The organism is Lactobacillus amylovorus DSM 20531 (assembly GCF_002706375.1).
GTDB classification, from domain to species: Bacteria; Bacillota; Bacilli; order Lactobacillales; family Lactobacillaceae; genus Lactobacillus; species Lactobacillus amylovorus.
This window is the reverse complement of record NZ_CP017706.1, coordinates 1,665,581-1,679,148: the sequence shown is the minus strand read 5'-3', so window position 1 is coordinate 1,679,148 and position 13,568 is coordinate 1,665,581. Positions and strand designations below refer to the sequence as shown.

Sequence of the window (13,568 nt, the reverse complement as noted above, 5' to 3'; positions counted from 1 at the left end):
GGCGCGCCACCTTAGTCTTTAGAAATAATCTTACTTAAGAATTGACGTGCACGTTCAGTATTTGGATGATCGAAGAATTCACCTGGATCACGGTCTTCCAAAATGTGACCTTGATCAAAGAAGATCAAACGATTACTTACTTTTCTAGCAAAGCCCATTTCGTGAGTAACCACAACCATAGTGATACCTTGTTCAGCAACATAGCGCATAACTTCAAGAACATCTTCGATCATTTCTGGGTCCAAGGCACTAGTTGGTTCGTCGAACAAAATAACCTTTGGGTCCATGGCAAGTGATCTAGCGATGGCAACACGTTGTTGTTGACCACCTGACAATTGACGTGGGTAAGAATTGATCTTGTCAGCCATACCAACTCTTTCAAGGTATTGCATGGCGATCTTACGGTTTTCGCCGTCAGGACGCTTCAAAACGATCTTAGGAGCGAGCATAACATTTTCAAGCACAGTGTGGTTGTTGTAAAGATTGAAGTGTTGGAACACCATGCCGACATTCTTACGAATCTTGTTAATGTCTGTCTTTTTATCGGCTAAGTCATGACCAGTCACAATAAGTTGCCCACTGTTGATTGGTTCTAAGCCGTTCATTGTTCTAATTAAAGTACTCTTACCAGAGCCTGATGGACCAATAATTGAAACCACTTGGCCTTCATCAATTTTCAAGTTAATATCTTTCAATGCATGAAGTTTTCCGTAGTATTTTTCAACATGCTTAAATTCAATAATTGCTGTCATGGTTTCTATCCTTCCTCCATTTTTTGTAATAATCTTATTCTACCTTTTTTTAAGGCAAAACTAAACCTATATTCAAGCTAAAATGATACATTTACGGTAAAATTTGCTTTTTTTATTCGCTTTTAGGCAATATTTCTTTCTGTTTGTCAAGTGAAAGCAATCTCAATTTAGCTTTTTACGAATTTGTTCCAAGAAATGACTATGGCTCTTTTGAGTATAAAAAAAACCCTCATTCCCTGCAATAGGGACGAAAGCTTTCCGCGGTACCACCCAAATTGTCTATCAAAATAGACCTCCTCATAAAGCACAATCATGCTTTACCGGCGTGGTAACGTACCGGAGACGTCTCAACCTACTATAAGAATTGTTAGTTCGGTGAGCTGCTAAAAGTGTTATTCAATAATTCAGGGTCTACTGGCTTCGCACTAACGCCAATTCACTGGAAGAATGAATTACCTACTCTTCTTTTTCATAGCTTTTTAATTTCTTTATATGTATTTAACAGTATTTTGCTCAAAAAAGCAAGCAATATTTGCTTATTTGAGAATGAATCCGTTTTTAATGCAAAATTTTGCTGTTAATATTCGGAAAATGCTTTAAAATATTTAATGATGTATAGAAAAATAAAGGAGTTTGTCATGGGAAAACTTGAAAAACCCGTTATTATCGGAATTGCTGGTGGTTCAGGAAGTGGCAAAACTACCATTGCCCACGAGATTGCAGACAACATTAATGATACCGACCATGACCGTATCATGATCATGACGCAGGATTCATACTACAAGGACAACACCGGCGTATCAATGGAAGAAAGAATGAAGATCAACTACGATCACCCTGACGCTTTTGATATGCCATTACTTGAGGCACAACTTAGTCAATTGATGCACAGAAAGCCAATTGAAATGCCAACTTATGATTTCACTGCTCACACAAGAAGCGATGAAACCATTCACGTTGAACCTGCCGACATTATTATTCTAGAAGGTATCTTGGTTTTATTTAACGAAGACATCCGTAACTTAATGGATATCAAGGTTTACGTTGATACTGATGACGACATTCGTTTTATCCGTCGTCTTGAACGTGACATGAAGGAACGTGGTCGTTCACTTGATTCAGTTATCAACCAATACTTGGGCACAGTTAAGCCGATGTACAACCAATTTATCGAACCAACTAAGCGTTACGCCGACATCATTGTTCCTGAAGGTGGAGAAAACGACGTAGCAATCGATATGTTAACTACAAAGATTCAATCAGTTTTGAACCAATAGAAAATAAACATACTAACCTAGTGTTGGATCATGAATCGACGGATTCATGATCTGGCACTTTTTATTTTGTTTAGAATAAAAAGTGAAGATAAAGCAAACAAAGTCTTGCGTTTTTTAGACACTTGATGTCGTAACACAAACGGACTGCTTTACCACCTATTTACAAGTCTTTTCGAAGTCTGTAGGCACTTGGATGCCGTGTTTAGAAACATACTAACCTAAGTATGGGTTGAAGTTCGACGGAACTTTAATCAAATACTTTATTTTATCTAAAATAAAGTGAAGATAAGCATAAAGTCATATCTAATTAAGGCAAAAATGTCGTTTAGAAACAGGCTGCTTTACGACTATTTAGAAGTCTCTTCGAAGTATGCAGCACTTGATGCCGGTTTAGAAATAAGAATTAAATAGTTCGATAAGGTATTTATCTTTAAACTTTGGAGGTTCAATCATGGAAATTGTAAAGTGATTGTTGCATTGATGTTAGCAGTAAGACTCTACTGTCTGCGTTCTAATGGATAAAGTTAGGCAGGGTAAGACATTTAAAATAAGCAATGACATGGTCGGCTTCCAGCAGCTTTATAAAAGATTACGTCTTACTCTGTCATTCCTTTGATAGTCTTTGAATCAACAGGAGTATATTCTTTGAGCTTGCAGGCTTTTTTAGAGAAGAAGCATATTCAATATCTAAAGCTTAATCCTTTGAAAGCTAAAAAGCTGATGGATAATAACCTTCGTCATAATAAGACCGATCAAGTTGACGCTTATCGTCTAGCTCTGATACAGTTTAATGCTCCACAGAAGCTACTTAAGCCTCAGTCTCGGGCATACCATGAAATGCAAAATGCAAGCAGATACTATGAAGAATTGAATAAAGCTATGGTTGTTGCCAAGAATCAGCTTCATCGTAATCTGCAGACAACTTTCCCACAAATTGAAAATCTCATGTGTCATCCTACAGGTAAAATTTATTGGTCAGTAGTTGCCTTATTTCCGCATGCACAAGCTGTTTTAGATAGTAACAAGGAACATATTTTGGGCGAATTAGAAACTATATCGGGATTAAGCCAGAAAAAAGCCGAATACCTTACGCAACGCTTAATCTCTTTGGCTCGATTAACTTGTGCCTATGACAATAAGGATAGTATTGTTATCCGTGCTATTCAAAGAAATATTGCCAGTCTTTTTTCTCTTGATCAGGAGAAAAAGGAAGCACTGGCCTACCTGTATAAATTAGCCAGTAAAAATCAGGCTGATACCCGTATATTAACCATTTATCAAAGCATTCCTGGTATTGCCAAAACAACAGCCTTAAGATTATTGGCTGAATTAGGTGATTTAAGACGATTTGACAGTCCTAACCAAATTGATGCTTTTATCGGCATTGATCCTGGCATCTATCAGTCTGGTGAATTAGACAGTCATTTAAGTATTACCAAACACGGCAATTCAATTGCCAGAAAGATCATGTATTTAAGTATCGGTCAAATGGAATCAGTAAAGACTACCCAGCCCTGTCATATTACTGACTATTATGATAGAAAAAAATCTTCTCAAAGCCGCGGCTTCAAGAAGATTGCCATTGCATCAGTACATAAACTAATTCGAACCATGTATGCACTGGTTACAAAGAATCAATTATATGATTACAACGTAGCCACTAGGAATCAAAGACTTTAGTTGAAATCAAATAATCACTTTCAGTATAACAACCTATGAAAAAACTACAAGAATTCATAGGCTTCTTTGTGTTACCTAATAAATATGCACTAAACTTTTATTTAATCTTTTCAGCTTTATTCGCACCATCTTTTTATTAAATAGAATACGCGTGGTGCTAGTTAAATCGTTTTAGTTAATAAAAAAGTCCAATCGGACTAGACTCAAGTTGTAGTATCAAAAATAAAAGAGTCTGATCTGATTGAACTGCCTTAAGCTTAAGCGTTTTAGCCACCATTTACAAGTTAGTTTTAAAGATTTAGTGATAATTTGTCGGCACTGGTATCGTTTGTATGCACCGGCTGAGTTTACTCATCGGCGAAATATTGATCAAATTAAAACTACGGACAGTCTGATTTTGGCTTTACTTATCTGGCAAGCTAAGACAGGAATTGAATCACAAAGAAGATTCTGTGAATGTTTCAATTGTTTATCACACTCACGTTTTAATCGGCGTTCACGTCAGCTATTGCAATTGATTTATCAGATACGGCAAGAAATGAATAAAAAGGTTGACCTGAATGGACAGTTCTTGATCATTGACAGCTTTCCGGTACCTGTTTGCCAACCAATTCGCAACTATCGTGCTAAAATTTTTCGCGGTTATGCCAACATTGGTTATAAGGACACCAAGAAAATTTACTTCTATGGTTTCAAAGTTCATGCCATTGTTAGCGATGACGGTTACATTCTTGATTATGTCGTAACAAAGGCATCAGTTCATGATGCCAGGGAGACAGTTGAACTGATGGGAAATACCCATCCATCTAATTACTATCTTCTTGGCGACGAAGGCTATTTAGGCAAAGAACTGCATCAACAGCTAAAACAAATGGGTTACGAACTTTGGACACCATATCGTAAAAATATGACAGGAGCTAAAAAGCACAATGATCATCAATTGATGGCTATTCGCAGAACAATTGAAAGCGACTTTTCGCTTCTGACCTATTACAATGCCGAGAACAATCGAGCACGTAGTCTGATAGGCTTTCAAAGCCGGTTGGAAATTGCAATTTTAGCTTATAATTTGGCTTATTGTCTAGAACGATTTAACTAGCACCACGCGTAATAGAATATAAATTAATTAAGAAAATTACTGATAATACTTGATTTTAGGTAGAAAAATTGGAATCAAATAGGGTTGATAAAGCTGTTTATCTTCACTCGGAGGTTAGAATTATGAATCAAAATATTATCTTTGGTATTGATGTTAGCAGTAGATCGTCTACTGTCTGTGTAGTCATTGATTGTATTAAGCAAGGCAATACTTTTACTATCACTAATGATTCATTTGGCTATCAAGATTTACTAGATCATTTGAATCAATACTTAATAACTCCTTTAGTGGTTTTTGAAGCTACCGGTGTATATTCACTGAGCTTACAGGCATTTTTAGAAGATTACCACATAAAATATTTAAAACTTAATCCTCTGAAGGCTAAGAAGCTAATGGATAACAATCTAAGACATAATAAAACTGACAAGCTTGATGCTTATCATTTAGCCTTGATTCAATTTAGCTCACCACAAAAACTTCAAGCTCCTCAATCTAGAGAATATCACGAACTTCAAGCAGCTAGTCGTTATTATGAAGAGCTTACCAGAGCTTTGATCGTTAATAAGAATCAACTTCACCGCAACTTGCAATCAACTTTTCCTCAAATAGAGCACATACTGTCCAACCCTTCTGGAAAAATTTACTGGACCATTGTTAGCTTGTTTCCGCATGCTCAATATGTCCTGGATATGAATGAAGATCAAGTCAAGCAAAGATTATTGTCTATATCAGGTATTGGTCGTCAAAGAGCACAGTATCTTACTGCTAGACTATATGCTTTCGCTAGACAAGCTTATCCTTACGATAGAAAAAATGGCATTACAGTGAGAGCTATTCAACGCACTATCTCTAATCTGTTGTCTTTAAGCAATGAAAGAGATCAGGTTATTAATTATATGGAAAAGCTGACTAAGGTTGTTAATGCACGTGCGTTAACGATTTATTTAAGTATCCCTGGAATTGCTAGAACTACTGCCTTAAGATTAATCGCAGAACTTGGGGACTTAAGACGTTTCAATACTTCAGCTCAAATTGATGCCTTTGTTGGTATTGATCCAGGCCGTTCTCAATCTGGTGACAAAGACAGTCGTCTGGGTATTACCAAACATGGTAATCACATAGCCAGAAAGATACTGTATCGCGTTATTACTCAAATGGAGACAGTAAAAACCACTTGTCCTTGTCATATTACTGATTATTACGATAAGAAAAAGCAATCTTCTCATAGCCGAGGCTACAAAAAGATTGCCATTGCATCCGTGCATAAACTAATACGCACGCTATTTGCTTTAATAAAACATAATCAATTATATGACTACAACATAGCCACTCAAAACCAAAAACTTTAGTTGAAATCAAATAATCATCTTTAGTATAGCAACCTATGAAGAAACTACAATACTCATAGGTTTATTTGTGTCACTTTCTAATATTACAATATTTTCTATTTTGACTAATCTAACTCTATTCGTACCAATATTCCAATTAAATAGAGTATAAATTAATTAAGAAAATTACTGATAATACTTGATTTTAGGTAGAAAAAGTGTCTGGGAAAAAACTAATTTCCAGGCCATGAAAAAAGCGATGAACTTCATAAGAAGTCATCGCTCTTTTTGTATACTTTAAACCCATTCCTTGATATTATTTAATCACCACAAAAAAACAATAGAAAGTGGGCTTAAACATGTATCAAAATTATATCACAGGACAAACTACTTTATCATTAAATTTAGATTTTTCTATCCCTGCAAATCACATTGCCAGTGTTATCAGTGAATTCGTTGATTCTATTCCTAACGAAGTTATCTTAGAAACCACTTCTAATACAGGCAGACCTGCATATCACCCGGCAATGATGCTTAAGATTTTACTCTTTGCTTATTCTAGAAGAGTTTTTTCAGGCAGAAAAATTGAAAGAATGCTAGAAGAGAATCTGCCCATGATGATTTTGGCTGACAATAGAAAGATTTCTTATCACACGATCAATAATTTCAGATCAAGCGACCATGCCAATAAGGTAATTAAGCAGTGCTTTGTCTACTTTACTTCATTATTAGAAGATGAGGGATTAATCCGTGAAAATGCAGTTTTTATCGATGGTACTAAGATTGAAGCGGACGCCAACAGGTACACTTTTGTCTGGCGAAAAGCTATTGAGAAGTATCATGCCAAGTTAAAGGAAGACGTGTCTGCTTTATATGAAGAACTGATCAATAAAGAAGTAGTCAAAGCCATGGCCGAAGAAGAAGCCCAAACTAGTCAAGGCTTAGAGATTCTGGCTCAAGAAACGGAAAAAGAAGTTGAGAAGCTGACCGAGAAAATTGATCGAGAACCTAAAGCCATTCCAGGCGGATCAAAAAATAAGGCCAAGCGCCGTGAATTAAAGAAGATCGCACATAAACTCAGAAAAGATTTTATTCCGCGTGCTAAAAAGTACGAAGAAGCTGAAGAGATCTTTGCTGGCCGTAACAGCTACTCTAAAACAGATCATGATGCCACCTTCATGCATATGAAAGAAGATCATATGAAAAACGGGCAGCTAAAGCCAGGCTACAATATTCAGGCAGCGACTACTAATCAATATATAGTTGATTTTGCCCTGTTTCCTAATCCGACTGACTTTAGAACATTCGAACCATTTCTAGACCAAATGAAGTCCAGAGGAATTCTCGATAAGTTTCAAAATATTGTGGCCGATGCGGGCTATGGCAGTGAATACAATTACTCGATTCTGGAAGAGAATTATTCAGATAAGAACTATCAGATTCCGTATACCCAATACGAAAAAGAACAAACGCGAAAATATAAGAAAGATCCATCAAAGGTCGACAACTGGTACTATAACGAAGAAGAAGACTATTACGTAGATAAATCAGGCGTCCGCTTCAACTTCAAATATTATAGTCAAAGAAAAGATCGATCTACTGGCATGGTCAGAAACTTTAAGATCTATGAAGCCGACGAGTTCCAGCTAACTGAAGAACTGACCCAATTGGCTAAAACCAAAACAGGTCGACAAAGACAGATTCACTACAATCCTAACTGGCAGTATTTAAAAGAAAAAGCAAAAGAGACTCTTCAAAGCAAAGAAGGCAAACGCATCTATGGCTGTCGCAAGTCAGATGTGGAGCCAATTTTTGGGCACATGAAGAGTGTATTTGGTATGCGCAGAACGCATTTAAGAGGCAAAAAGAAAGTCGAAACGGATGTCGGTATCATGTTCATGACGATGAATTTGAAAAAATATGGAGCCAAGAAGAAGGTAAAGCCTTCGAATTTTCATTTCAAAAACAAAAAACACAGGAATTCACTAAAAATAATGAATTTCTGTGTTTTTATATCCGGGCTAAAAATCAAATTTCTTCCCAGACACTTTGCACTTTCAATTATTTCTTTTCATCATCCAAAATTCTGTTGTGCTTCTTGGCAAAGAAGACCAGAAGCAAGACACTAGCAATGACATAAATGACAGTTGCAATGTAGTAAGCATTAGCATAGCCATTTGGTGTATTGAACAAGTAGAATTCAGTGAGCAAACCATCGATGACACCCACAATGGCATAGGCGATCATGATAATAAACTGATTGGTCGTTACACAGGTTAAAGCCATAAAGATTGCGGTCATTGGCGGCAAAATAAGCAAGATCTTACGATAACCCCACTTGTGCACCGTTGCGATCATAATGGACATCAAAATCGCAGTTGCTGCATTAAAAATGTTTAACCCGAAAATCAGGTGCGACGCAACGATTTTATAATATGACAAAGCTGCATCGTTGGTAATCCCAGTGACTGCACCTAAAATGCCGTAAATCCACAAATAAATAATGACATTATGCTTATAACGCGGATTTCAATTCTTAATGGCCTCCGCTTCAGCTTCTTTTTCTTCCTTCGATCGTTTCATATAAATCCCTTCTTTATGAAAGCGCATGCATCCTATAATCCATTCTAGCATAGATATGGTCATATAAAAGTGTGTATATGTCAAAAAGGGATTGATTATAGTTATTTTGTCTTGGGCTTAAGTGCCTTATCAAACAAGTTGGTAATCAATTTAACCAAAACGCCATCAAATAATAAAGCAGAAATCATACTGGTAATAAACATCAAAATTTGCAAGCTTGGACGGTAGTGACTCCAACCAAAGATGAAATATGATGGGATAAAACCACCAAGGTTGGCAAAGAAGGCACCGGTTAAGACGCTGGCCCAAGAAAATCTTTCGTAACGAGACTTTTTAGGGAAAAAGCCGATCTCGTTAGTGGCACCTTGGATCAAACCTTCCAAGATGGTAAGTGCGCCCCATTGGCCACCGATCGCCATTTCTACTGTAGCGGCAATTAATTCGCCAATCGTACCGGAACCTACTGTGGGCACAAAGTACATTGCAAGCGGTGCTGCCATGTACCAAAGACCCGTGAAGATATTATCCACAACTGGTGCATAACCCGTTGGCAAAAAACTCAACTTAACCAAGTTATACACATTGTTGAAACCATAGGTGTAGATAACCCCCATGATGATCCCAATCAAGGCTACTAAAATAATCGACTTAACATTCCATTTCGATGAACGTGTAAACATAAAAAATACTCCTAACTAACTATTCTAGCCAGTAGGAGTACATTAATAATCTATTTTAATTTACACTTTCCTTATCGCAAGCATTACCTTGTTCAAGTTCAAAGGGTATTTCTCAGCTTATTCAAGCACCCCTAGTGACTAACTATTCAATTAGTCTCAGTATACCACTTTAACTAAATGATGTCTGGTCAGTATAAAGTTTATAGTAAAATCCTTTTTCTTTCAAAAGCTGTTCGTGACTGCCCTCTTCGATGACGTTACCGTCTTTTAAGACGACAATCTTGTTGGAATTCAAAATTGTCTTCAAACGGTGCGCAATCACGAAACTAGTTCTCCCTGCAATCACAGCATCCATCGCCTTTTGAATCTTTTCTTCAGTCACAGTATCAACGTTTGAAGTAGCTTCATCCAAGATCAAGAAGTCTGGATCAGTCAAAATCGTTCTCGCAATTGAAACTAGCTGCTTTTGACCAGTTGAAAAGACTGAACTGCTGTCGTTTACTTCAGTTTTATAGCCGTCAGGCAAGCTCTCGATAAAGTCGTGGATATTAGCCTGCTTAGCTGCAGAAATTACTTCATCCATTGAAGCATCCGGCTTACCGTAACAGATATTGTCGGCAATCGTACCGCTGAATAAAACAGAATCCTGGAGCACGATCCCAACGTTATCACGCAGCGACTTCAATTGAATATCACGCACGTCCGTACCATCGAACGTTACCTTACCGGAATTGACATCGTAGAAACGGTTAAGCAAGTTCATGATAGTAGTTTTACCCGAACCGGTTGGTCCAACTAGGGCTACAGACTGACCCTTATCTACGGAAATGTTCACACCGTGCAAGATTTCCTTATTCTTGTCATAGCCAAAGTGAACATCTTCAAGCTTAACGCCATTCTTTAAGCCGTGAATTTGCTTACCATTTGGCACATCATCTTCATCTTTTTGTTCTTCAACTGTCGCAAGTCTTCTAGCACCAGTTAAGGCAAGTTGGATCATAGAGTAGATTGAAGTAATTTGCGTTAAAGGTTGGAAGTAAGTTTGTGAGTATTCAACGAAAGTTACGATTAAACCAAGACCGATTGCTTGCGTAACTTGTCCTGAAATAATCATCCAGGCACCCATGGCAATAACGATCGCCAAGTTAAGCAAGTTCAAACCGTTCATTAATGGGAACAAGATACCTGAGTAGAATTGTCCCTTGAACATAGCGTTTCTTACGCGATTGTTGTAGGTCTTAAAACCGCCGATTGATTCTTTACGCAAATTGTTGGTGATAATTACCTTTTCACCGTTGATTTGTTCAGTGATGTAACCATTCAAGTCCCCGATTTCATCTTGTTGTTTATCAAGATATACACGAGCTTTTTTCATAATTAAAACACTGACGATCAAGATTAATGGCGTGGTCGCAATCGTCGTCCAAGCAAGTTGAGCGTTAACCATAAACATAACCACAATTGTTCCAATGAACATGATTCCCTGGGAAATAATTTCAAAAATCGCGTTGTTCATCGCGTTGAAAATGTTGTCCAGGTCAGAAGTAAAGAGTGAAAGCAGCTTACCGTCCTGGTGCGTATCAAAGTAACGCACGAGCATTCTTTGGAACTTAGCGAAAAGATTTTCACGCATATCATTGGTTGAGTCCGCGTTAAATTTGGACATGACCATCCAAGCAATAAAGATGGCAACTTGACTCAATACGTAAAAGGCCAGCATTGACCATAATGCACCATAGAAAGTATTTAAACTAGCAGTACCTTTTCTTAAATCGGATAAGTATGTGGTCAAATCAGTTACGGCTCTACCCAAGAAAGTTGGCGCGATAACTTGTGCACCACTTGAAACTAGGGAAAGAACAACAACGATGGTGATACCTTTCCAGTAGGGCTTTAAATATTTAACAAAGTACTTGATTGCTTTTCTTGTGTCTCCCATTATTCCACCCCTTTCTTGCCTTTTTGTGTCTTGAAGATTTCTTGGTAAACAGGTGAAGTCTTAAGCAATTCTTCGTGAGTCCCTTGAGCAACCAACTTACCATCATCCAAAACTAAAATAGTATCTGCATGAACTACTGAGACGATCTTTTCCGCAATGATGAAGGTAGTTGTATCTGGCAAGTCATGTTCTAAGGCTTGTTGAACCTTCTTTTCGGATTCGGCATCAAGGGCTGAAGTTGAATCGTCCAAAATCAAAATTGGTGATTTAGCAATCAAACCACGAGCAATTGATAATCTTTGCTTTTGACCACCAGAGAAGTTGGCAGAACGTTCTTCAACTTCGTGATCATATGAGTCGTTATAGCGTTCAATAAATTCTGAAGCTTGCGCCATGTTGGCAGCACGTTGCAATTCATGTAAATGTGCATGTAATTTACCTTGACGCAAGTTGGAAGCGATCGTTCCTGAGAATAAAACGGCACGCTGCAAAACGAATGAAACGGTGCTACGCAAAGCGTCTTCAGTTACATCTTTAACGTTTTCGCCACCGATTTTGATTTCACCCTTGGTTGGATCGTAAAGTCGGGCGATCAATTGGGCCAAAGTAGACTTACCTGAACCGGTCGCACCAACGATACCCACCATTTCACCAGGCTTAATTTTGAAAGAAATATCCTTCAAGGTTTCATCATCACCATCAGGATAAGTGAAGGAAACGTGATCAAATTCGACGCTACCCTTCAAAGGTTGAGTTGAACCTTCAGTAACGAACTTAACGTCTGGTTCGGTATCAAGCACTTCTTTAATACGGCCAAGAGAAATGTTACCTCTGGCAAATTGCATCATGGTCATTCCGGCGATCATGATGGTCCAAAGAAGTGTCAAAATATAGTTAACAAAAGGACTAACTACGGCGACATCGGTTGGGTGCTGTGTAATGCTGCGGCCAATTAAGTAAACAACCAAAGTCATTACCAGGTAAGCAATCAATTGGAAGGCTGGCATAATGGCAGAGAACCAGTAACCAATTACGATGTTGTAGTCATTCAACTTATCTGAGGTCTGATCAAACTTCTTAATTTCTTGTGGACCTTGGTTAAAGGACTTAACTACACGTACACCTTGTAAAGTTTCTTGTGCTTGACCAGAAATTTTATCCATGGTCTTTTGGAACTTTTCAAACAAGCTATTCATTTGGCGTAATACGTAAGTACCAAAAACCATGATCAAGACGACCATCACAACTGTTGCCCACCAGTAACGTGGAATGATGACAATACAGAAAATGAAGGAACCGACGATTAAAATCGGCATTCTAAGCAGCTGCATAAAAAGCTGCATAATCATGTTCATGATCTGGTTCATGTCGTTGATGAGTCGTGTAGTAAGTGACCCTGCTGAGAACTTTTCGATATTACCAAAAGAAAAGCTTTGAATCTTAGCATATGTATCTTCACGCAAGTCACTCGTTACACCCTGTGCGATACGGGCAGCGTAGTAAACGTTGAAAATACCTGAAATAATTGCCACAATTCCTAAAACGATTAAGATAATCCCATAGCGAATGACTGATTGTCTTTGATCAGCCATGATTGCACGTTGAATATTTTCAAGTAAACGTGGTTGATAAAGTGTCGCAAACGCCGATACGATAATCGCTACAAAAGCCGCAAAAACATCTTTTTTATAGCGTTTAAAGTACGGCATTAAGATTTTAAAAGTCTGCATTAATTACTCCTTTCTTCAGTTAAGAAATGCCAAAAAGTATTACTCCATTCTTCATTTAAAGCAGTGAGTTGCTTCATTTTTTCTTTGCCTAATTTTTTAGCTGTTTTATCTTCAATCTCAAATAAAGAATGCAATTTTTCATGAGCAAATTTTTCACCGGTTGGTGTTAATTCACAAAAGCGGACTCGCTTGTCTTGTGGGTCAACTGTCATCGATAAATAGCCCGATTCAATTAACTGCTTGATCCCCTTGTTGATTGACTGTTTGGGCAAATCCGTTAAATCAACTAGTTGCTTTTGAGTTAACTTCTTACGAATGGTTAACTCATATAAAATCATACTTAAGTAACTAGTCATTCCATGGGTTTGATCCCAATAGTCATAGCCATGACTGCCATGAACAATTGCTAAATTTAACTTCGCTGTATCGCTAATATCCATTTTCTCACCTCTATATTTAGTCTCTGCATGTACTAAAATATATTAGTACACGTGTGGACT

General features: G+C 37.6%; 9 protein-coding genes, 2 pseudogenes, 1 riboswitch and 1 other annotated feature. Of the genes and pseudogenes, 5 read left to right on the top strand and 6 right to left on the bottom strand.

The features are described 5' to 3' along the window. Nucleotides 1-11: 11 nt before the first annotated feature. Complete coding sequence (locus LA20531_RS08635; RefSeq protein WP_056939417.1) at nt 12-752, bottom strand: amino acid ABC transporter ATP-binding protein; 741 nt, start codon at nt 750-752, stop codon at nt 12-14. 240 nt (nt 753-992) lie between these two features. Continuing rightward, nucleotides 993-1,234, bottom strand: a binding site (T-box leader). Between the two features lie 129 nt (nt 1,235-1,363). Here LA20531_RS08635 and udk point away from each other — a divergent pair. The 5 genes and pseudogenes from udk to LA20531_RS08610 all read left to right on the top strand — a co-directional run bounded on the left by udk (nt 1,364) and on the right by LA20531_RS08610 (nt 8,265). Then, the gene (udk, locus tag LA20531_RS08630; RefSeq protein WP_375711699.1) at nt 1,364-2,029 is read left to right on the top strand and encodes a uridine kinase; all 666 of its coding nucleotides are present in this window, start codon (nt 1,364-1,366) and stop codon (nt 2,027-2,029) included. A gap of 476 nt (nt 2,030-2,505) precedes the next feature. Next, nucleotides 2,506-3,709: pseudogene (locus LA20531_RS08625) on the top strand (IS110 family RNA-guided transposase). Between the two features lie 241 nt (nt 3,710-3,950). Continuing rightward, nucleotides 3,951-4,808, top strand: coding sequence for an IS982 family transposase (locus LA20531_RS08620; protein WP_099202228.1), 858 nt, complete (start codon nt 3,951-3,953; stop codon nt 4,806-4,808). Nucleotides 4,809-4,927: 119 nt separating this feature from the next. After that, on the top strand, nt 4,928-6,157 hold the full coding sequence (locus LA20531_RS08615) for an IS110 family RNA-guided transposase (RefSeq protein WP_082588993.1): 1,230 nt from the start codon (nt 4,928-4,930) through the stop codon (nt 6,155-6,157). Nucleotides 6,158-6,495: 338 nt separating this feature from the next. Further along, nucleotides 6,496-8,265: an IS1182 family transposase gene (locus LA20531_RS08610; RefSeq protein ID WP_099202338.1), complete on the top strand. Its 1,770-nt coding sequence runs from the start codon at nt 6,496-6,498 to the stop codon at nt 8,263-8,265. A gap of 100 nt (nt 8,266-8,365) precedes the next feature. On the opposite strand, the pseudogene LA20531_RS11940 reads toward LA20531_RS08610, so the two are convergent. The 5 genes and pseudogenes from LA20531_RS11940 to LA20531_RS08585 form a co-directional block, all read right to left on the bottom strand. Next, nucleotides 8,366-8,641: pseudogene (locus tag LA20531_RS11940) on the bottom strand (MFS transporter); the annotation flags it as partial. 179 nt (nt 8,642-8,820) lie between these two features. Continuing rightward, nucleotides 8,821-9,399 carry an ECF transporter S component gene (locus tag LA20531_RS08600; RefSeq protein ID WP_056939903.1) on the bottom strand — a complete coding sequence of 193 codons (579 nt, stop codon included), beginning with the start codon at nt 9,397-9,399 and terminating at the stop codon, nt 8,821-8,823. A gap of 50 nt (nt 9,400-9,449) precedes the next feature. Then, nucleotides 9,450-9,542: riboswitch (TPP riboswitch) on the bottom strand. 26 nt (nt 9,543-9,568) lie between these two features. Beyond that, a complete protein-coding gene (locus tag LA20531_RS08595; RefSeq protein WP_056939904.1) occupies nt 9,569-11,338 on the bottom strand; it encodes an ABC transporter ATP-binding protein in 1,770 nt (589 codons plus the stop codon). After that, the gene (locus tag LA20531_RS08590; RefSeq protein ID WP_056939905.1) at nt 11,338-13,068 is read right to left on the bottom strand and encodes an ABC transporter ATP-binding protein; all 1,731 of its coding nucleotides are present in this window, start codon (nt 13,066-13,068) and stop codon (nt 11,338-11,340) included. Before LA20531_RS08590 ends, LA20531_RS08595 begins: the two co-directional genes overlap by 1 nt. Then, nucleotides 13,068-13,508, bottom strand: a complete 441-nt coding sequence (locus tag LA20531_RS08585; RefSeq protein WP_013437386.1) for a MarR family winged helix-turn-helix transcriptional regulator — start codon at nt 13,506-13,508, stop codon at nt 13,068-13,070. The genes LA20531_RS08590 and LA20531_RS08585 overlap by 1 nt, the downstream gene beginning before the upstream one ends. Nucleotides 13,509-13,568: the final 60 nt, after the last annotated feature.

Coding starts and splice junctions, on each gene's coding strand:
- LA20531_RS08590 (WP_056939905.1), bottom strand. CDS start 13,068: ATGCAGACTTTTAAAATCTTAATGCCGTACTTTAAACGCTATAAAAAA.
- LA20531_RS08635 (WP_056939417.1), bottom strand. CDS start 752: ATGACAGCAATTATTGAATTTAAGCATGTTGAAAAATACTACGGAAAA.
- LA20531_RS08595 (WP_056939904.1), bottom strand. CDS start 11,338: ATGGGAGACACAAGAAAAGCAATCAAGTACTTTGTTAAATATTTAAAG.
- LA20531_RS08610 (WP_099202338.1), top strand. CDS start 6,496: ATGTATCAAAATTATATCACAGGACAAACTACTTTATCATTAAATTTA.
- LA20531_RS08600 (WP_056939903.1), bottom strand. CDS start 9,399: ATGTTTACACGTTCATCGAAATGGAATGTTAAGTCGATTATTTTAGTA.
- LA20531_RS08585 (WP_013437386.1), bottom strand. CDS start 13,508: ATGGATATTAGCGATACAGCGAAGTTAAATTTAGCAATTGTTCATGGC.
- udk (WP_375711699.1), top strand. CDS start 1,364: ATGTATAGAAAAATAAAGGAGTTTGTCATGGGAAAACTTGAAAAACCC.